General features: G+C 72.6%; 21 protein-coding genes and 1 riboswitch. Of the genes, 11 read left to right on the top strand and 10 right to left on the bottom strand.

All coding sequences use genetic code 11. The features are described from left to right. Positions 1–920 precede the first annotated feature (920 nt). Positions 921–1565 (top strand): isoprenylcysteine carboxylmethyltransferase family protein, encoded by a 645-nt coding sequence (locus AB0N90_RS34065; RefSeq protein WP_365203009.1) that lies wholly within the window; start codon positions 921–923, stop codon positions 1563–1565. 176 nt (positions 1566–1741) lie between these two features. After that, the gene (locus tag AB0N90_RS34060) at positions 1742–2467 is read left to right on the top strand and encodes a lysophospholipid acyltransferase family protein (RefSeq protein ID WP_359302516.1); all 726 of its coding nucleotides are present in this window, start codon (positions 1742–1744) and stop codon (positions 2465–2467) included. A gap of 51 nt (positions 2468–2518) precedes the next feature. On the opposite strand, the gene AB0N90_RS34055 is transcribed toward AB0N90_RS34060, so the two are convergent. The 7 genes from AB0N90_RS34055 to AB0N90_RS34025 form a co-directional block, all read right to left on the bottom strand. Continuing rightward, positions 2519–3430 carry an urease accessory protein UreD gene (locus AB0N90_RS34055; RefSeq protein WP_365203007.1) on the bottom strand — a complete coding sequence of 304 codons (912 nt, stop codon included), beginning with the start codon at positions 3428–3430 and terminating at the stop codon, positions 2519–2521. Further along, positions 3418–4095 carry an urease accessory protein UreG gene (ureG, locus tag AB0N90_RS34050; protein WP_365203005.1) on the bottom strand — a complete coding sequence of 226 codons (678 nt, stop codon included), beginning with the start codon at positions 4093–4095 and terminating at the stop codon, positions 3418–3420. Before ureG ends, AB0N90_RS34055 begins: the two co-directional genes overlap by 13 nt. Positions 4096–4150: 55 nt before the next feature. Next, on the bottom strand, positions 4151–4825 hold the full coding sequence (locus AB0N90_RS34045) for an urease accessory UreF family protein (protein WP_365203003.1): 675 nt from the start codon (positions 4823–4825) through the stop codon (positions 4151–4153). A gap of 19 nt (positions 4826–4844) precedes the next feature. Beyond that, entirely contained in the window at positions 4845–6566 is a 1722-nt protein-coding gene (locus tag AB0N90_RS34040; protein WP_365203001.1) for an urease subunit alpha, read from the bottom strand. Continuing rightward, positions 6559–6870, bottom strand: coding sequence for an urease subunit beta (locus AB0N90_RS34035; protein WP_365202999.1), 312 nt, complete (start codon positions 6868–6870; stop codon positions 6559–6561). Before AB0N90_RS34035 ends, AB0N90_RS34040 begins: the two co-directional genes overlap by 8 nt. 11 nt (positions 6871–6881) lie before the next feature. Further along, positions 6882–7184: an urease subunit gamma gene (locus AB0N90_RS34030; RefSeq protein WP_037658831.1), complete on the bottom strand. Its 303-nt coding sequence runs from the start codon at positions 7182–7184 to the stop codon at positions 6882–6884. A 243-nt stretch (positions 7185–7427) separates the two neighbouring features. After that, positions 7428–7730 (bottom strand): type II toxin-antitoxin system Phd/YefM family antitoxin, encoded by a 303-nt coding sequence (locus tag AB0N90_RS34025; protein WP_361669205.1) that lies wholly within the window; start codon positions 7728–7730, stop codon positions 7428–7430. Between the two features lie 88 nt (positions 7731–7818). On the opposite strand from AB0N90_RS34025, the gene AB0N90_RS34020 reads away from it, so the two are divergent. From AB0N90_RS34020 to AB0N90_RS34010, 3 genes are all read left to right on the top strand, one after another. Next, entirely contained in the window at positions 7819–8445 is a 627-nt protein-coding gene (locus tag AB0N90_RS34020; RefSeq protein WP_365202997.1) for an ATP-dependent Clp protease proteolytic subunit, read from the top strand. Between the two features lie 7 nt (positions 8446–8452). Beyond that, positions 8453–8761, top strand: coding sequence for a hypothetical protein (locus AB0N90_RS34015; protein ID WP_365202995.1), 309 nt, complete (start codon positions 8453–8455; stop codon positions 8759–8761). A gap of 340 nt (positions 8762–9101) precedes the next feature. Then, a riboswitch (cyclic di-AMP (ydaO/yuaA leader) is annotated at positions 9102–9332 on the top strand. Positions 9333–9335: 3 nt separating this feature from the next. After that, positions 9336–9809: a C40 family peptidase gene (locus AB0N90_RS34010; protein ID WP_037658822.1), complete on the top strand. Its 474-nt coding sequence runs from the start codon at positions 9336–9338 to the stop codon at positions 9807–9809. Between the two features lie 153 nt (positions 9810–9962). Here AB0N90_RS34010 and AB0N90_RS34005 read toward each other — a convergent pair whose 3' ends face one another. Further along, complete coding sequence (locus tag AB0N90_RS34005) at positions 9963–10421, bottom strand: ATP-binding protein (protein WP_365202993.1); 459 nt, start codon at positions 10419–10421, stop codon at positions 9963–9965. A gap of 213 nt (positions 10422–10634) precedes the next feature. On the opposite strand from AB0N90_RS34005, the gene AB0N90_RS34000 reads away from it, so the two are divergent. Together AB0N90_RS34000 and AB0N90_RS33995 are read left to right on the top strand one after the other, a co-directional pair. Beyond that, complete coding sequence (locus AB0N90_RS34000; protein ID WP_365202991.1) at positions 10635–11498, top strand: helix-turn-helix transcriptional regulator; 864 nt, start codon at positions 10635–10637, stop codon at positions 11496–11498. A 10-nt stretch (positions 11499–11508) separates the two neighbouring features. Further along, complete coding sequence (locus tag AB0N90_RS33995) at positions 11509–11733, top strand: DUF397 domain-containing protein (protein ID WP_037658816.1); 225 nt, start codon at positions 11509–11511, stop codon at positions 11731–11733. A 90-nt stretch (positions 11734–11823) separates the two neighbouring features. Here AB0N90_RS33995 and AB0N90_RS33990 read toward each other — a convergent pair whose 3' ends face one another. Beyond that, positions 11824–12951: an 8-amino-7-oxononanoate synthase gene (locus AB0N90_RS33990; protein WP_365202989.1), complete on the bottom strand. Its 1128-nt coding sequence runs from the start codon at positions 12949–12951 to the stop codon at positions 11824–11826. Between the two features lie 147 nt (positions 12952–13098). Between AB0N90_RS33990 and bioB the strand changes: the two genes are divergently transcribed. From bioB to AB0N90_RS33970, 4 genes are all read left to right on the top strand, one after another. After that, positions 13099–14301, top strand: coding sequence for a biotin synthase BioB (bioB, locus tag AB0N90_RS33985; RefSeq protein ID WP_128789025.1), 1203 nt, complete (start codon positions 13099–13101; stop codon positions 14299–14301). Continuing rightward, the gene (locus tag AB0N90_RS33980; RefSeq protein ID WP_365202987.1) at positions 14294–15583 is read left to right on the top strand and encodes an adenosylmethionine--8-amino-7-oxononanoate transaminase; all 1290 of its coding nucleotides are present in this window, start codon (positions 14294–14296) and stop codon (positions 15581–15583) included. Before bioB ends, AB0N90_RS33980 begins: the two co-directional genes overlap by 8 nt. Position 15584: 1 nt before the next feature. Then, complete coding sequence (bioD, locus tag AB0N90_RS33975) at positions 15585–16301, top strand: dethiobiotin synthase (protein WP_136102102.1); 717 nt, start codon at positions 15585–15587, stop codon at positions 16299–16301. A 200-nt stretch (positions 16302–16501) separates the two neighbouring features. Further along, positions 16502–17188 (top strand): class I SAM-dependent methyltransferase, encoded by a 687-nt coding sequence (locus AB0N90_RS33970; protein WP_365202984.1) that lies wholly within the window; start codon positions 16502–16504, stop codon positions 17186–17188. Here the strand turns inward: AB0N90_RS33970 and AB0N90_RS33965 are convergent, their stop codons facing one another. Further along, the gene (locus AB0N90_RS33965) at positions 17189–17527 is read right to left on the bottom strand and encodes a fic family toxin-antitoxin system, toxin component (protein WP_361670320.1); all 339 of its coding nucleotides are present in this window, start codon (positions 17525–17527) and stop codon (positions 17189–17191) included. It abuts the gene before it with no gap. Between the last annotated feature and the right edge of the window lies 1 nt (position 17528).

Genomic DNA, 17528 nt, shown 5'->3' with positions numbered 1-17528 from the left:
GACAGCACCAGGCCCGCACCAGTCACTACAAACGACGCGGACACATCCCCTGACCTTCGCCACCAGTCACAGCAAACACCGTTGCAGTACTAGGGGGCGGCGGGCCCACCCTGGGGAGCCGGTTGCCGGGGGCCGACTCCCTAGGGGGTCCCAGAGGGCGGGCTGCCTTCGGAGGCAGATCCTGGGAGGCCAGCCGGCCCCGGGGGGGCGATCCCGGGAGCCGGTCCCGGGGGCCTCATGGGGCCGGTCCCGGGGGAGCGATCCCGGGGGCCTCATGGGGTCGGTCGTCGGGGCACCCGGGGGGGGGCGGACCCAGAGGGCGAGTCTTCCAGCCGCAGAGAGCCGCCCGGAGGGCTGGTCGCAGGGAGCCGGTCCCAGGGAGCCAGTCCCGGGGGACCTCCTGAGGCCGGTCGCCAGGGCGCCGGGGGCGGTCCCGGGCGGCCAGTTACAGAGGGCTGGTTCCAAGAAGCCAGCGCCGGAGGTCTTCAAGGGACCGATCGCCAGGGCCCCAGGAGGGCAGAGAACCAGTCTCAGGACGGCGGTCGCAGGAGGCCGTCCCGGAGGGGCGGTCCCAGGGCCGATTACCGGGAGCCAGGGGCCGGTCGCCGGGCGCGCTCCCAGAAGGCCAATTGCCAGTTACGGGGAGCCGGTCCGGAGGGCCGGTTGCCGAGCGGTGCCAGGGCCGGTCGCCGAGCGCGGTCCCTTGGGCCGGAGGCGGTTGCCGGAGGCCGTTTGCCGGGGACCGTTCCTAAAGGGGCCGGTCCCAAGGGAGCGGTCGGAGCGCCGCAGGCGCAGGCTCCGCCGCGTCAGCGGCCGACCCTTCGGGGTCGGTTCAGGGGATCTCCATCCGTGGGTGGAGAGGTCTCCATCGACCCGTGGGTGCTGGTGGGCGATGGGTGGCGGGGCGCAGCCTTGGGGGCATGAACTCGCTGCGTCCGGCGCTTGCCGCCCTCACCGGTGTCTGCTTCCTGGTCTTCGCCGCCGCCTGGCTCCTCGGCGCCGCCTACTTCGGCATCAGAGCCCACGGCGGCGTCCGCGGCTGGCTGCGCACGTCACGCGCCGCCGCCTCACGCCGGGTCTTACTGATCGCGGGCGTGGCCCTGTTCTTCTTCGTCGTCCGGCACACCCGGGACTTCTGGGAGCACCTCCAGTTCTGGCAGCCCGAACTGGCCCTGCTCGGCGCCCTGCTCGCCCTCCTCTCCACCGCCCTGCTGCTGTGGTCCCGCTGGGTTCTGGGCACGATGTGGGACAGCGTCCCCTCCCTCCAGCAGAATCACGAGCTGCGCACGGACGGCCCGTACCGACTGGTCCGCCACCCCATCTACACCGGCATCCTCGGCCTGGTCACCGGCGCGATGCTGACCGGCGGCTTCAGCTTCTGGACCGCCTTCCTGATCGCCGCGATCCCGTGGCTGCTGCGCCGGGTCCGTATCGAGGACGCCCTGATGGCGGGCGAGTTCGGCACCGCGTACGACGCCTACCGGTCCCGGGTCCCGGCCCTCATACCCTGGCTGCGCCCCGCCCACCCGCATCCGCACGGCGTCGGTGACGGCGGCCGCCCCTAGGGCCTCTCTTTCGGATCTTGTCGGGGTCGCAGGGTCTGGCACGCACATCTGCGGCGTTGTCATCCCTAGCCGGAAGGCGATTGCGCCAAGCTCTCCGGTCCGGTTGCCCCCGGGGGCAAGTGGCAGCACGCTGTCCTCGCGGCCCAGCCGAGCCGCCGGAGTGAGGAGCGGCCCCCTTGTTCTACTACCTGCTCAAGTACGTTCTGCTGGGTCCCCTGCTCAGGCTGGTCTTCCGGCCCCGGATCGAGGGCCTGGACCATGTGCCCGCGACGGGCCCCGCGATCATCGCCGGAAACCATCTCTCCTTCTCCGACCACTTCCTGATGCCGGCGATCCTCAAGCGGCGCATCACCTTCCTCGCCAAGGCCGAGTACTTCACCGGGCCCGGCATCAAGGGCCGGCTCACCGCGTTCTTCTTCCGCAGCGCCGGACAGATCCCGGTGGACCGCTCGGGCAAGGAAGCAGGGCAGGCCGCGATCCGCGAGGGCCTCGGGGTGCTGGACAAGGGCGAACTGCTGGGCATCTACCCGGAGGGGACGCGCTCGCACGACGGCCGGCTGTACAAGGGCAAGGTCGGGGTCGCCGTGATGGCCCTGCGGGCAGGCGTCCCGGTGATCCCCTGCGCCATGATCGGCACCTTCGAGGCCCAGCCGCCCGGCAGGACCCTCCCCCGCGTCCGCCCCGTCACCATCCGCTTCGGCAAGCCCCTCGACTTCTCCCGCTTCGCGGGCATGGAGCAGCAGAAGGCGGTCCTGCGGGCCGTCACCGACGAGATCATGTACGCCATCCTGACCCTGTCCGAGCAGGAGTACGTCGATCAGTACGCCGCCGTCGCCAAGGCCGAGCAGCCCACCGAGAGGAGTGCGAAGGAACGCAGATTCCCGAAGGCACCGCTCGGCTGACGCTCACCCCTCACCCGGCTCCTCCTCCCCAGCCCCTCCCCCCCCAGCTCCTCACCCCAGCAAGGCCAGCCCCTCGTCCAGCACCCGGCGCAGCCGCAGCGCGTCCGGGGCGAGGGCGGTGAGCAGGGCGGCCGGGCCGGGCAGCGGCATCAGGGCCGCGTGGTCGCCCAGCATCCGGGGCGCGGGCGGCTGCTCGGTGAACTCGGGTCGGACGACGAGGAGTTGGCCCACGGCCCGGTGACCGGCGAGGGCGGCGGGCCCGTCCCAGCCACCGGGGGCACCGGGGCCGCAGGACAGCTGCTGGTCCAGTACGGTGCGGCCGGCGACCCGCAGGGTGAGGCGGGTGGTGAGCAGACCGGGCCGCTCCCCCGCCCGCCCGAGCACCTGTTCCTCACGGAGCACCAGCCGGGCACCGGCGGCGAGTTCGGCGAGGGTGGTGACGCGCAGGTCGCTGCCGGTGGCGGAGATCAACTGCTCGGGCAGCCAGTGCAGTTCGGCACCGTCGGCCACGTCGAGCCGGACGTCGTAGCGGGCCGCACCGGGTGCCTGGCCCGGCAGGGCGAGGGTGGCTGCGGCAGAGCCCAGCCACAGCCGGGCGCCCTCCGCCACCCGGGCGTCCAGCGTGAACCGGTCGCCACCGAGGGGACCGCTCATCGCACCGACGACCATCACCCGGGCCTCGGCACCACTCCCCCGGACCCGCCGCAACGCCAGCGGCCCCGAACCGTCCAGCACGGGCAGCGCGGTCCCACCACGCCCATCGCCACGGGCCACGATCCGGGCATCGGCTCGGACACCGGTGAGGGCCTCGCCCGACAGGCCGGTTCCGACGCCGCCGGGCACCACACCGGAGGTCTCGGTCCGGACGCCGGTGGGGGCCGTGCCGGGCGTCTCGGTCCCGGTATCGGTGGGGGGTGTGTCTTGGAGGTCCGGGCGGGTGCCGGTGAGGGTCATGCCGTCCACGCGGTGAGCCGTTCGCGGACCCAGGCGGCCACGTCGGCGACGCCGCTGCCGCCGCGCAGGGACTGGAGGATTACGGGGAGTTCGGCGCGCTGGGCCTTGGCGTCGGCGGCCATCCGGGCGAGGTCGGAGCCGACGTAGGGGGCGAGGTCGGTCTTGTTGACGATCAGCAGGTCGGCGGTGGTGACGCCCGGTCCGCCCTTGCGCGGGATGTCGTCGCCGCCGGCCACGTCGATGACGAAGATCTGCGCGTCCACCAGCCCCTTGGAGAAGGTCGCGGTGAGATTGTCGCCACCGGACTCCACCAGGATCAGGTCCAGCGGGCCGACGGTCTCCTCCAGGTCCTCGACGGCCTCCAGGTTGGCGGAGATGTCGTCCCGGATCGCGGTGTGCGGGCAGGCGCCCGTCTCCACGGCGGTGATCCGCTCGGGCGGCAGCACAGCCTCCCGCAGCAGGAACTCGGCGTCCTCGCGGGTGTAGATGTCATTGGTGACGACGGCGAGGGACAGCTCGTCCCGCAGCTGACGGCAGAGCGCGGCCACGGTCGCGGTCTTCCCGGATCCCACGGGCCCGCCGAGCCCGATGCGCAGGGCCCGGCGCGTTCCGTCCGGCCGGTGGGCGTCGGCGCTCACGGCGGCGGGACCGTGGTGGGAGTGGTCGAGGTGCATATACGGCTCCTGGAGGCCGGGGGGGTGTTCACATGGGGGTGGTGCGGGGCGCGGGTCAGGACGCGAACAGCCGGGCCGGCCACGCGGCATGGGCCTCGGCCATGATCTCCAGCAACGGGCCGGACGCCGCGGGCAGCGCCTGCAGCCCTTCCGCGGCCGCTCTCCGGGCCGCGTCGACCGCCGTCCGCGCGACCGCGTCCAGCTCCGGTGCCAGCCGGGCCAGTACGCCGGTCGCGTCGAAGGGGTCGAGGCTGAGCAGTCGTACGGTCGCCGTCGCCGGTCCGCTCACGCTCTCGTACAGGGCGCAGTACGCCGCCTCCACGGGCCCGAGCCCGGCCGCCCGGGCGGCGAGTCCGAGGACCACGGGCTGGTGGGCGCCCTTGGGGAAGCACCGGGCGATCCCGTCGAGTTCCGCGCTCGGCCAGCTCGCCCGTGCGGCCCGCAGCAGCTGGCGGCCGAGCCGGCGGGCGGCGAGCCGTAGCGCGGGGGAGGGCGTCCGGGCGTCCGCCGCCGCGTCCAGCTCCCGGGGGTCCAGGCCGAGCGCGGCCGCCGCCGCGAGCGCGCCCGCGACCAGTCCGGCCGTGTGCAGCCGGCCCCGGCAGAAGTCCTCCAGGTCGGCGGCGCAGCTGATGCGCCCCGCCTTGACGGCGGCCTCGGCCCCGCCGGAGTGGGCGTGCCCTCCGGCGGGGAAGCGGCCGTCGGCCAGGACGAGCAGTGCCGCGTGTGTCATCACGGTGCCGTCGCTGCCATCAGAAGAGGAAGTAGCGCTGGGCCATGGGCAGTTCGGCGGCCGGGGTCGCCTCGACCAGCTCGCCGTCGATGTGCACGGCGAAGCTGTCGGGGTCGATCCGGACGTCGGGGCGGGCGTCGTTCTCCCGCATGTCGGCCTTGGTGACCGCGCGCGTGGAGTCGATCGCCACGAACCGTTTGCCGAGCCCGAGCCGCTCCGGCAGCCCGTCCTCCAGGGCGAGCGAGGAGACGAAGTTGACGGAGTTGGCGGCCGGGGCGCGGCCGATCGCACCGTACATCGGGCGGGGCAGGATCGGCTGCGGGGTGGGGATGGAGGCGTTGGCGTCGCCCATCTGCGCATATGCGATCTGGCCGCCCTTGAGCACGAGGAGCGGCTTCACCCCGAAGAACGCGGGCTCCCACAGCACGAGGTCGGCGAGCTTGCCCCGCTCCACGGAGCCGGTCTCGGTGGCGAGGCCCTGGGCGAGCGCCGGGTTGATCGTGTATTTGGCGACATAGCGCCGTACCCGGTGGTTGTCGGCGCGGCCGTCGCCGGGCAGCGCGCCCCGGCGCCGCTTCATGACGTGGGCGGTCTGCCAGGTCCGCAGGATCACCTCGCCGACCCGGCCCATGGCCTGGGAGTCGGAGGAGATGATCGAGATCGCGCCGAGGTCGTGGAGGATGTCCTCCGCGCCGATGGTGGAGGGCCGGATCCGGGACTCGGCGAAGGCGAGGTCCTCGGGGACGGCCGGGTTGAGATGGTGGCAGACCATCAGCATGTCGAGGTGTTCCTCGGCGGTGTTGACGGTGAACGGCCGGGTGGGGTTGGTGGAGCTGGGCAGCACATGGGGCTGGGAGACCACGGTCATGATGTCGGGCGCGTGCCCGCCGCCGGCGCCCTCGGTGTGGTACGAGTGGATGCCCCGGCCCCGGATCGCGGCGAGGGTGTCGCCGACGAACCCGGCTTCGTTCAGGGTGTCGGTGTGGATGGCGACCTGGATGCCCGTGCGGTCGGCGACGGTGAGCGCGGCGTCGATGACGGCGGGGGTGGAGCCCCAGTCCTCGTGCAGTTTCAGGCCGACGGCGCCGCCGCGGATCTGGGACAGCATCGCCTCGTGGCTGACGGTGTTGCCCTTGCCGAGGAAGCCGATGTTCAGGGGGTAGGACTCCATCGCCTCCAGCATCCGGGCGAGGTGCCAGGGGCCGGGCGTGACGGTGGTCGCCTTGGAGCCCTCGGCGGGGCCGGTGCCGCCGCCGACCAGGGTGGTGATCCCCGAGGCCAGCGCCTCGTCGGCGACCTGGGGGCAGATGAAGTGGACATGCGCGTCGATGGCGCCGGCCGTGAGGATCCGACCGTTGCCCGCGATGATCTCGGTCTCGGGGCCGATCACCAGGTCGGGATGGACGCCGTCCATGGTGTCGGGGTTGCCGGCCTTGCCGAGGGCGGTGATACGGCCGTCGCGGATGCCGATGTCGGCCTTGACGATGCCCCAGTGGTCCACGACGACGGCCCCGGTGATCACGGTGTCGGGGGTGCCGTCGGCGCGGGTGGCCCGGGACTGGCCCATGGACTCGCGGATGACCTTGCCGCCGCCGAAGACCGCCTCGTCCCCGGCGCGGCCGGGTCCGCCCGAGCGGTCCTCCTCGATCTCGATCAGCAGATCGGTGTCGGCGAGCCGGATGCGGTCGCGGGTGGTCGGTCCGAACAGGTCGGCGTAGGCGGCGCGGGAGATCTCAGCCATCGAGGGCACCCCCGGTCTCGCCGCGCAGTCCCGGCACGATCCGGGCGCCGGTGAGGGGGACGAGTTCGACGTCGACGGGGATGCCGGGCTCGAAGCGCACGGCGGTGCCGGCGGCGATGTTCAGCCGCCTGCCGTGCGCGGCGGCGCGGTCGAACTCCAGTCCGGGGTTGGCCTCGGCGAAGTGGTAGTGGGAGCCGACCTGGACGGGCCGGTCGGCGGCGTTGAGGACGGTGAGCAGGGTGACGGCCCGGCCCTCGTTGACGCGGACGGGGTCGTCGGCGAAGAGGATCTCTCCGGGAATCATCGCGGCCCCTCTCAGACGATCGGCTCGTGCACGGTGACGAGCTTGGTGCCGTCCGGGAAGGTCGCCTCGACCTGTACGTCGTGGATCATCTCCGCGATGCCGTCCATGACGTCGTCCCTGGTGAGGAGCTTGCGGCCGGTGGACATCAGCTCGGCGACGGTACGGCCGTCGCGCGCGCCCTCCAGGATGTGCGAGGTGATGAGGGCGACCGCCTCGGGGTGGTTGAGCCGAAGACCGCGGGCCCTGCGCTTCTCGGCGACGTCGGCCGCCACATGGATGAGCAGCCGCTCTTGCTCGTGCGGGGTCAGTTGCACGTCCCACCTCACAGTCCTCGCTCCGGACCGTGCGGGGCCCGGGTGCCGCAGCCACCGCGACGGGAGTCAGGTGTAACACACGGACGAATGGGGACCGACCGTGTGCAATGGGGGCACAAAAACCCTCCGGTGGCGTGGATCCGCAGGCTAGTTCGCCGGAGTTTCAACGACGTTAACCAGCCTTTGGGCGGCGCATGACCGCCCTATGGCACCGGCGATAACTGCGGGGCGGCCAGGGGCCGTTCAGGACATGCCCGGCCCCCGGTACTCCGCCGCGATGCCGAAGCGCCGGCGTTCGCGCGGAGCGGACGGCATCTCATGGACGGCGGACTCCCGGATGCGCGAGACCGAGCTGGCCACCTGCTCCTCACCCAGTTCCTCGGCGGCGTCGAGGGCCTCGAGTCGTGCCAGGTCGGCGGCCGAGACCAGCGCGGCCAGCGGCTTGCCGTGCCGGGTCACGACGACGCGCTCGGCGCCGTACACCACCCGGTTGATCAGGTCGGCGAGCTCAGCCCTGGCTTGCGTCACCGGAATCTCGTAGGCCATACCCCCATCATAACGGCAGGTACGTCCTGTACATTCTGTACAGAAGTCGGAGATCGCCGGTCTCCGCCGTGAGGAGGGGTGTGCCCAGATGTCCCGACCGTCCGCCCGTTACGTCCTGCCCGAGTTCACCGAGCGCACCAACTTCGGGGAGCGAAGGCTCGATCCCTACTCGAAGCTGTTCGAGAACCGGGTCGTCTTCCTCGGGACGCCCCTGGACGAGGCGGCGGCCAGTGATGTGATCACCCAGTTCATGCACCTCGAACACCTGGACCCGGACCGGGACATCACGCTGTACCTGAACTGCCCGGGCGGCTCGTTCCACGCGATGACGGCGATCTACGACACGATGCAGTACGTCACCTGCGAGGTGCAGACGTACTGCCTGGGCCAGGCCGCCTCGGTCGGCGCCGTGCTGCTGGCCGCCGGTACCCCCGGCAAGCGGTTCACCCTGCCCGGCGCGCGTGTGGTGCTCTCCCAGCCCGAGCTGCCCGAGCCTGCGCAGGGCCAGCCGAGCGATCTGCTCATCCAGGCCGAAGAACTGGTCCGGCTGCGCACCCTGATGGAGGAGATGCTGGTCCGGCACACCGGGCGCACCGAGGAGCAGGTCCATCAGGATCTGGAGCGCGATCTGATGCTGGACGCGCCGGGCGCGCGGTCGTACGGCCTGGTGGACGGCGTGGTGCCCGGCCGCCGGGACCTCCCCGGCGAGCGGTGAACGGGCCGTGCTGCCCGAGGAGCTGCCGCCGCTGCCGGCGCTGACGCACGCGGAGGGCGAGCTGGTCGACCACTATCTGGCGGTGGTCGATCTGCTCGGCAGGATCAACCCGGCGCGCGACGGGGACACCTATCGCGGGCTGCGCGCCGCGCAGGCGCTGGTGCGCAAGGCGGAAGAGCTGCGCGCCGCGCTGGAGCTGATGCACGACCGGGGCGAGCGGGAGGTGCACGGGGGCACGTTGGCACGGGCGCTGCGGGTGCTCGACGGTGAGCGCCGGGTCGCTCGCGTCGCGCTCCCGCCGGACGCCGTGGGCTGATCCGGACGGTCGCCGGATCCGGTGGGTGCGAGGTGTCCGCGCGGCCGCCGGGTCCGGGCGCGAAACGGTCCGAACGATGTACCGCCGACCGGTGTATATCCGGATCCGTTTCCGGTTCTCCCGAGTTGCGCGCGGGCCGGGTCCGTGCTCCGCGCGCGGCCGTCTTTTCCCAGGTCCGGGGCTACGTACCGGAACTGACGGAGCATCGAACAGAGCAGCTTCCACCCGAACGGGCGAGTGGTGAGTAACGCCACAAATCCCCGATTCCGTTGGGATTTTCGGACAGCTGTGGGTGAAGATCCCTGTCTGACGACAAGCCCCCGCCACCGCGGCGGGGCGGTCCGGGCGGACGCCGAGTCCTGCCGCCGCCCGGATGACCGGTCGACAGGAGTGGATCGGCAGGAGTGGAGGACCCAGGCAGTACGGGTCCCCGGAACGGTCGGCAGTCCGTGTGAACGGACGGACGAGCGCTTCGGGTGGCCCTTGGGGTGAAGCCGTGGCAACGCGGCCGGGCTACTTCGCCAGCCCGAATCCGACAGGTCATCCTTCACAGGCGGCTGACGAAGGGTTGCGCATGACTGCGCTCAATCGTGTCCCGTCGCTGATGGCCCGTGCCGGTACGGCCTCGGCCCTCACCCTGGCCGCCGTGGGCGGCTCGATCGCGGTTCCTGGCCTCTCCACCGATGCCTCGGCCGCGACGATGGCGACGAAGGCCCTGAACATCGCGGCGTCCAAGAAGGGCGCCCCGTACCAGTGGGGGGCCATCGGGCCGCGACGGTTCGACTGCTCGGGGCTGACGCTCTATTCGTTCAAGAAGGCCGGGAAGAAGCTGCCGCGGACCGCCGCGCAGCAGTACAACAAGACGCACCACATCTCCTCCGGCAGCCGCAGAGCCGGTGACCTGGTGTTCTTCCACTACGGCTCGAACGTCTACCACGTCGGCATCTACGCCGGTCACAACAAGATCTGGCACGCGCCCAAGAGCGGTTCCGTGGTGCGGCTGGAGAAGATCTGGACCAAGAGCGTCTGGTACGGCCGGGTCAGCTGACCCGCCCGCGCACGGGGGAGCGACTCCAGCCACCGGGCCGCTCCTTGTGCCTTTTCCCCTCACTCGGCGCCGCCTTTAGCCCCCGGGCGGCCCGGGACGGGTCCCGCGCACCCGCCGGATGAACGTTTCGCGGCTTCGCGTCGGGCTCCCCCGCTACGGCTCCTGCCGGCCCGTCGTCGCCACCGGTTCGGCCGGCACGGTCCAGGGCAGTTCGATGGAGACCGTCTTGCCGCCCTCCCGGGTGGGGCGGACGCGGAGCCTGCCGCCGCACTCGGCGGTGAGCCAGCGGATGATGACCATGCCGCGGCCGTTGTCCTGCTGCACGGCCGCGGGCAGTCTCTTGGGGAAGCGCGGATGACTGTCCGTGACCCCGATGCGCAGCTGTTCGTCGCGCTCCAGCGCGATGTCGACCGTGAAGGTCGGGGACTGCCCGAAGGTGTGCTGTACGGCGTTGGTGGCCAGTTCGGAGACGATCAGCCGCACCGTGTCGGCCGCCTCGGCGTCCGCGGGCAGGCCCCACTCCGCCAGGGTGCTCACCACGTACGACCGCGCGGCGGCGACCGAGGCGGGATCGCTCGGCAGAGTGACGGATGCTTCCAGGTGGTCTGCCATGGCGACGTCGTCCCTTTCCCACGGGACCGGAGTCCTACATGGAGCGGATGGTTCGAGTACGGTCCCGGACTGGTGCTTCCTCGTCAGACTGCCACCACCGGAGCGGTCACGGGGAGCGATCCACCGAGATATGCATATATCTGTCGCTCGATGCGGTGAACTCTGCGACGGGAGACCGTATTCGGGCGGCCCGTAAGGAGTAAGGAGGAGCCCATGCAGAACGGGCCGGCAGTGCGCCGCCGCAAATTGGGTGCCGAACTGCGCACGCTGCGCACCGGTGCGGGGCTCACCAGTGGGGAGGCGGCCCGTCTGGTCGGCTGGCACCAGTCGAAGGTGAGCCGTATCGAGACGGGTGCCAGTGGTGTGAAACCGGCCGATCTTCGCTTACTTCTGGACGCCTACGCCGTGCGCGACGTCCAGCTGCGCGAGCTGCTGCTGATGCTGGCGGGCTCCGAGGACGGCGATGGCGACCGCAACCGCTGGTGGCACGCCTACCGCGGGGTGCTCCCGCCGACGTACCGGGACTTCATCAGCCTGGAGTCGCAGGCCGGCGCGATGCGCACGCTGGAGACGACCGTCGTACCCGGTCTGCTCCAGACGGCCGACTACGCCCGCGCGGTGACCCGGGCGGCCGTCAAGGACCTGGACGAGGAGCGCCTGGACGCGCTGGTGGAGGTGCGCCTGGCCCGCCAGGACGTGCTGCGCTCGAACCCGCCGCTGGAGCTGTCCGCGGTCCTGGACGAGGCGGTGCTGCGCCGCGAGGTGGGCGGTCCCAAGGTGATGGCGCACCAGCTGGAGCGGCTCATGGAGGCCGCCCGGTTGCCCCAAGTGCGGCTCCAGGTACTGCCGTTCGGGGCGGGAGCACATGTCGGCCTCACCGGGCCTTTCGTTATTTTCTCATTTCCGAGCACTTCTGATCTCGATGTGGTTGTTCTAGACCAGTTGACGAGTAGCCTCTACCTGGAGCGGAAAGAAGACCTCCGGGCGTACTCGGAGGCCTTCCAGAACCTCCAGGAGCACGCTCTTTCCCCCCACGATTCGCTGGACTACATCGCCGGGATAGGTGACGGCGCGTAAGGAGGCACCATTGTCAGCTCTGCCTCGGAACGTCCCTGCCAGTACCGACCTGTACGACGTGCGCTGGCTGCGCAGCAGCTACAGCACGGGAGCCAACAACTGCGTGGAGACGGCACGGCCACGCTCCGGACCCCGGTCCGGGCTGCTCGCCGTGCGCGACTCGAAGGATCCCACCGGACCCGCGCTGCTCTTCTCCGCGGACAGCTGGGCCGGCTTCGTGGCCGCGCTCCGCTGAAACCCCCCGGACCGGCCGAGACGCTCGCAGCACCGGTCGGCACACCCGTCGGACCCGATCAGCCGCGGAGCACGGCCGTGTCACGCCGACTCATGGCCGTGTTTCGCCGATCACCCGCACCGCGTGGGCGATCTCGGCCCCGGAGAGGTCCGCGCGGGCGGTCAGCCGCAGCCGTGAGATGCCGTCGGGCACGGAGGGAGGACGGAAACAGCCCACGGCCAGGCCCGCCGTACGGCAGTCGGCCGCCCAGCGCACCGCCTGCTCCGGGGACGGAGCCCGTACGGAGACCACCGCGGCGTCCGGACGCACCGCCTCCAGACCCGCGGCGGTCAGCCGGGCGTGCAGCTCCCCCGCCACCTCGCGGGCCCGCGCCGCCCGTTCGGGCTCCCTGCCGAGCAGCCGCAGCGCCGCGAGGGCCGCACCGGCCGCCGCCGGCGCCAGACCGGTGTCGAAGATGAACGTCCGGGCCGCGTTGACCAGATGGTCGATCACCCGCGCGGGACCCAGCACCACCCCGCCCTGGCTGCCGAGCGACTTGGACAGCGTGGCCGTGGCCACCACGTCCGGCGCGCCCGCGAGGCCGGTGGCCTGCGCCGTGCCCCGCCCGCCGTCGCCCAGTACGCCGAGACCATGGGCGTCGTCCACGACGAGCCCCGCGCCGCGCTCCCGGCACACCTCGGCCAGCTGCCCGAGCGGCGCCCGGTCCCCGTCGACCGAGAACACGGTGTCCGAGACCACGATCGCCGCCCCCTCATGGGTGGCGAGGGCCTTGCGCACCGCCTTCGGGTCGGCGTGCCCGACGACCTGGGTCTCGCCCCGGGCGAGCCGGCAGCCGTCGATGAGCGAGGCGTGGTTGCCCGCGTCGGAGACGACGAGCGAGCCGTGCGGGCCGAGCGCGGTGACCGCGGCCAGGTTCGCGGCGTATCCGGAGGAGAAGACCAGGGCCGCCTCGAAGCCGCAGAACGCGGCCAGTTCCCGCTCCAGTTCGGCGTGCAGCTCGGTGGTGCCGGTGACCAGCCGGGAGCCGGTGGCGCCGCCGCCCCAGGTCCGGGCGGCCCGCGCCGCGCCCTCGGTCACCTCGGGGTGCCGGGCGAGGCCCAGATAGTCGTTGCTCGCCAGATCCAGCAGCGGGGAGGCGGCGGGGCGCGGGCTGAGGCGCCGTACGAGTCCGGCCCGGTGACGCGCCCGGGCCTGCTCCTCGATCCAGCCGAACGCCATGAGTCCTCCGGAGGTTTTGTAGGTAGCGCACAGACCCTAGCTGGCCCGCCCGGCACCCACCGTGTGGCAATACCCACACGGTGAACGGTGTTCCTTGTGTGAACTCTCCTTGGCCCGGGGCGGTCCCGTAAGACAGGATCGGGCCTCATGGACCTGCTGAACACGCTGGTGGACAAGGGGCTTCGGCGCGAGCTGCCGACCCGCGAGGAAGCGCTCGCCGTGCTGGCCACCTCCGACGACGACCTGCTCGATGTGGTGGCCGCGGCCGGCAAGGTGCGCCGGCACTGGTTCGGCCGACGCGTGAAACTGAACTACCTGGTCAACCTCAAGTCCGGCCTGTGTCCCGAGGACTGCTCCTACTGCTCCCAGCGGCTCGGCTCCGAGGCGGGCATCCTCAAGTACACCTGGCTCAAGCCCGACGAAGCGTCCCAGGCCGCCGCCGCGGGGCTCGCGGGCGGCGCCAAGCGCGTCTGCCTGGTGGCGAGCGGGCGCGGCCCGACGGACCGGGACGTGGACCGGGTCTCGCAGACCATCAAGGCCATCAAGGACGGCAACGAGGGCGTCGAGGTGTGCGCCTGCCTCGGGCTGCTCTCCGACGGCCAGGCCGAACGGCTGCGCGAGGCCGGCGCGGACGCCTACAACCACAACCTGAACACCTCGGAATCGACCTACGGGGAGATCACCACCACCCACACGTACGCCGATCGGGTGGACACGGTGCAGAAGGCGCACGCGGCCGGTCTCTCGCCGTGCTCCGGTCTGATCGCCGGTATGGGCGAGAGCGACGAGGACCTGGTGGACGTCGTCTTCTCGCTGCGCGAGCTGGACCCGGACTCCGTTCCGGTGAACTTCCTGATCCCGTTCGAGGGCACCCCGCTGGCCAAGGAGTGGAACCTCACCCCGCAGCGCTGTCTGCGGATCCTGGCGATGGTCCGCTTCGTGTGCCCGGACGTCGAGGTGCGGATCGCGGGCGGCCGTGAGGTGCATCTGCGCACGATGCAGCCGCTCGCGCTGAACCTCGCCAACTCCATCTTCCTCGGCGACTACCTGACCAGCGAGGGCCAGGCGGGCAAGGCCGACCTGGAGATGATCGCCGACGCCGGTTTCGAGGTGGAGGGCGCCGAGCAGGTCACCCTGCCGGAGCACCGGGCGGGCGGCGGTGGCTGCCACCAGGGTGCCGACACCGGCTGCCACGACTCCGCCGCGGGTGGCTGCCACGAGGGCGCCGGGGTCTGCGGTTCGGCCCCCGCGGAGCCCGCCGGTGAGCCGGTGGCCGCGAACGAGCCCCGTACCGACCTGGTCGCCGTCCGCCGCCGGGGCGCCGGAACGGATCTCGCGCCCAATGCCTGACCTGCCCCACCTGAGCGTCCCCGAACTGCTGGAGCTGGACCGGCGGCATGTCTGGCATCCGTACGGCCCGATGCCCGGGCGCGCCGAACCGCTCGTCGTGGAATCGGCGAGCGGGGTCCGGCTGCGGCTCGCGGACGGCTCGGGCGAGCTGGTGGACGGCATGTCCTCGTGGTGGTCGGCGATCCACGGCTACAACCACCCGGTGCTCAACGAGGCGGCGCAGCGGCAGCTGGGGCGCATGAGCCATGTGATGTTCGGCGGGCTCACCCATGAGCCCGCCGTCCGGCTCGCGAAGCTCCTTGTCGACATGTCGCCCGAGGGTCTGGAGCATGTGTTCCTGGCCGACTCCGGCTCGGTGTCGGTCGAGGTCGCCGTCAAGATGTGCCTCCAGTACTGGCGTTCGCTCGGCCGCCCCGGCAAGCAGCGGCTGCTGACCTGGCGGGGCGGCTACCACGGGGACACCTGGCAGCCGATGTCGGTGTGCGACCCCGAGGGCGGGATGCACGAGCTGTGGTCCGGTGTACTGCCGCGCCAGGTCTTCGCGGACGCGCCGCCGGCCGGGTACGAGGAGTCGTACGCGGAGCGGCTGCGCGAGCTGATCGGGCGGCACGCGGACGAGCTGGCCGCGGTGATCGTGGAGCCGGTGGTGCAGGGCGCGGGCGGGATGCGCTTCCACTCCCCCGGGTATCTGCGGGTGCTGCGCGAGGCGTGCGACGCGCATGACGTGCTGCTGGTGTTCGACGAGATCGCGACCGGATTCGGGCGTACGGGCGCCCTGTTCGCGGCGGACCACGCGGCCGTCACCCCCGATGTGATGTGCGTGGGCAAGGCGCTGACCGGCGGTTATCTGACGATGGCGGCCACGCTGTGCACCTCGCGGGTGGCGATGGGGATCTCCCGGGGCGAGGTGCCGGTGCTGGCGCACGGCCCGACGTTCATGGGCAATCCGCTGGCCGCCGCCGTGGCCTGCGCCTCGCTGGAACTCCTCATGGGCCAGGACTGGCAGGCGGAGGTCAAGCGGATCGAGGCGGGCCTGAGCGCGGGCCTGGCCCCGGCGGCCGAGCTGCCGGGTGTGCGGGACGTACGGGTGCTGGGCGCCATCGGGGTCGTCCAGCTGGACCACGAGGTCGACATGGCGGCGGCCACCCGTGCGGCCGTCGACGAGGGCGTGTGGCTGCGCCCGTTCCGCGATCTGGTGTACACGATGCCGCCGTACGTCACCTCCGACGAGGACGTGGCGAGGATCGCCCGCGCGGTGTGCGCGGCGGCGCGGGAGGGATGAGATGCCGGTACTGGTGATCACGGGGACGGGCACGGAGGTCGGCAAGACCGTCACCACGGCCGCCGTCGCCGCGGCGGCGCTCGCGGCCGGGCGTTCGGTGGCCGTCCTCAAGGCCGCCCAGACGGGGGTACGGCCGGACGAGCGCGGGGACGCCGACGAGGTGGCCCGGCTCGCCGGTGCCGTCACGGCGCAGGAGGTCGCCCGCTATCCCGAGCCGCTGGCCCCGGGCACGGCGGCGCGGCGGGCCGGTATGGCGCCGGTGCATCCGCAGGAGGTGGCCGAGCGGGCCGCCAAGCTGGCCGCGGAGCACGATCTGGTGCTGGTCGAGGGGGCGGGCGGGCTGCTCGTACGGTTCGACACGGCGGGCGGCACCCTGGCCGACGCGGCGCGGTCGCTGGGCGCGCCGGTGCTGATCGTGGCCCAGGCGGGCCTGGGCACGCTGAACGCCACGGAGCTGACGGCGCGCGAGCTGCGCCGCCACGGCCTCGAACCGCTCGGTGTGGTGATCGGCAGCTGGCCCGCCGCGCCCGACCTGGCCACCCGCTGCAATGTCGCCGACCTGCCCGAGGTCTCCGGCGCGCCCCTGCTGGGCGCCCTGCCCGCGGGCGCGGGGGCCCTGCCGCCGGCCGACTTCAGGGCGTCGGCCCCGGGCTGGCTGACCCCGCGGCTGGACGGCACCTGGGACGCGGAGGCGTTCCGCGCGCGGGAAGGGGCCTAGCCTGCCCGGCGGAGCGGGCCGGAGTCGCGGCCCCCACCGCCTCAAGGGTGTGGGGCGCCCCCAGCGGCGTTGATGTCGGTCGCCGACCCCGCCGCGCTCGGCTTCGCTCGCGCGGGGCGCCCCCGGGGCGGGCGTCGGGGACTCGCCGGAGCCGACCGTGGGGATACTTCCCCCAGGTCCGTGATGTCCGGGAGGTCGGTATGCGGCTGGGGTCCGAGGCGCCGGGGCCGGGGGCCGTGCGGCATCCGGTGTTCGCGCGGTACTACGCGCGGGTCAGTGCCGGAGCGGACGCACGGCTCGGGTTCGCCGGGGTGCGGGGGCGGCTGCTCGCCGGGCTGTCCGGCCGGGTGCTCGAGGTCGGCGCGGGCAACGGGCTCAACTTCGCCCGCTATCCCGCCGCCGTCGCGCGGGTCGTCGCCCTCGAACCGGAGCCGCTGCTGGGCCGGTTGGCGCGGGAGTCGGCGCGGCGCGCACCGGTGCCGGTCGACGTGGTGCCCGGCGCGGCGGAGGCGCTGCCCGTCGAGAGCGGGGCGTTCGACGCGGTGGTGCTGTCCCTGGTGCTGTGCAGCGTGCGCGATGTGGCGCGGGCGCTGGAAGAGGCGCGGCGGGTGCTCAGGCCCGGCGGGCAGGTGCGGTTCTTCGAGCACGGGCGCGGCGGCGGTCCCGCGATGCGGCTGACCCAGCGCGCCCTCGACCGTACGGTGTGGCCCGCGCTCGCCGGGGGCTGCCATCTGGCCCGGGACCCGGTGGCCGCGCTGCGCAGCGCCGGGTTCGAACTCGGGCCGTACCGCGGCCTGTCGCTGCCGGAGCGCGGACCTCGGCTGCCGGCCTCGTACTGTGTGCTGGGGACCGCCTGGCGCCCTGACGGCACACCGGACGCCTCCTGATCACAGGCTCCAGCGGCGCAGTTCCCTGGCGATGTCCTCGATGCTCGCCGCGCCGTCCTTGACCAGCCGGGCGAGGTCGCGCACCTGTTCCGGCGTGGTGACGACCTTGGCGCCGCTGGCGACCAGATAGGCGTAGGCGACCGCGGAGGCGAACAGCGCGTTGGAGCGTTCGAGCGCCGGTACGTGGATGAGCAGCTGGAGGAGGGCGGCGGCGCGGGTGTACGGCGTCTCGTACACCGGCACGCCGAAGATCTCCGCCCGGTGCCGGGCGACGGCGGCGATCAGCGCGCCCCAGTCGGTGACCTGCGGGTCCCCGGGCGTCTTCTGTTCGGCGAGCATG

The sequence above is a fragment of the Streptomyces sp. NPDC093018 genome (genome assembly GCF_040684035.1).
GTDB lineage: Bacteria > Actinomycetota > Actinomycetes > Streptomycetales > Streptomycetaceae > Streptomyces > Streptomyces murinus.
This window is presented reverse-complemented; position numbering and strand designations above follow the sequence as displayed.

Coding starts and splice junctions, on each gene's coding strand:
- AB0N90_RS34065 (WP_365203009.1), top strand. CDS start 921: ATGAACTCGCTGCGTCCGGCGCTTGCCGCCCTCACCGGTGTCTGCTTC.
- ureG (WP_365203005.1), bottom strand. CDS start 4,095: ATGCACCTCGACCACTCCCACCACGGTCCCGCCGCCGTGAGCGCCGAC.
- AB0N90_RS34045 (WP_365203003.1), bottom strand. CDS start 4,825: ATGACACACGCGGCACTGCTCGTCCTGGCCGACGGCCGCTTCCCCGCC.
- AB0N90_RS34040 (WP_365203001.1), bottom strand. CDS start 6,566: ATGGCTGAGATCTCCCGCGCCGCCTACGCCGACCTGTTCGGACCGACC.
- AB0N90_RS34010 (WP_037658822.1), top strand. CDS start 9,336: ATGACTGCGCTCAATCGTGTCCCGTCGCTGATGGCCCGTGCCGGTACG.
- AB0N90_RS33965 (WP_361670320.1), bottom strand. CDS start 17,527: ATGCTCGCCGAACAGAAGACGCCCGGGGACCCGCAGGTCACCGACTGG.
- AB0N90_RS34020 (WP_365202997.1), top strand. CDS start 7,819: ATGTCCCGACCGTCCGCCCGTTACGTCCTGCCCGAGTTCACCGAGCGC.
- bioB (WP_128789025.1), top strand. CDS start 13,099: ATGGACCTGCTGAACACGCTGGTGGACAAGGGGCTTCGGCGCGAGCTG.
- bioD (WP_136102102.1), top strand. CDS start 15,585: ATGCCGGTACTGGTGATCACGGGGACGGGCACGGAGGTCGGCAAGACC.
- AB0N90_RS33990 (WP_365202989.1), bottom strand. CDS start 12,951: ATGGCGTTCGGCTGGATCGAGGAGCAGGCCCGGGCGCGTCACCGGGCC.
- AB0N90_RS34000 (WP_365202991.1), top strand. CDS start 10,635: ATGCAGAACGGGCCGGCAGTGCGCCGCCGCAAATTGGGTGCCGAACTG.
- AB0N90_RS33980 (WP_365202987.1), top strand. CDS start 14,294: ATGCCTGACCTGCCCCACCTGAGCGTCCCCGAACTGCTGGAGCTGGAC.
- AB0N90_RS34005 (WP_365202993.1), bottom strand. CDS start 10,421: ATGGCAGACCACCTGGAAGCATCCGTCACTCTGCCGAGCGATCCCGCC.
- AB0N90_RS34025 (WP_361669205.1), bottom strand. CDS start 7,730: ATGGCCTACGAGATTCCGGTGACGCAAGCCAGGGCTGAGCTCGCCGAC.
- AB0N90_RS34035 (WP_365202999.1), bottom strand. CDS start 6,870: ATGATTCCCGGAGAGATCCTCTTCGCCGACGACCCCGTCCGCGTCAAC.
- AB0N90_RS33970 (WP_365202984.1), top strand. CDS start 16,502: ATGCGGCTGGGGTCCGAGGCGCCGGGGCCGGGGGCCGTGCGGCATCCG.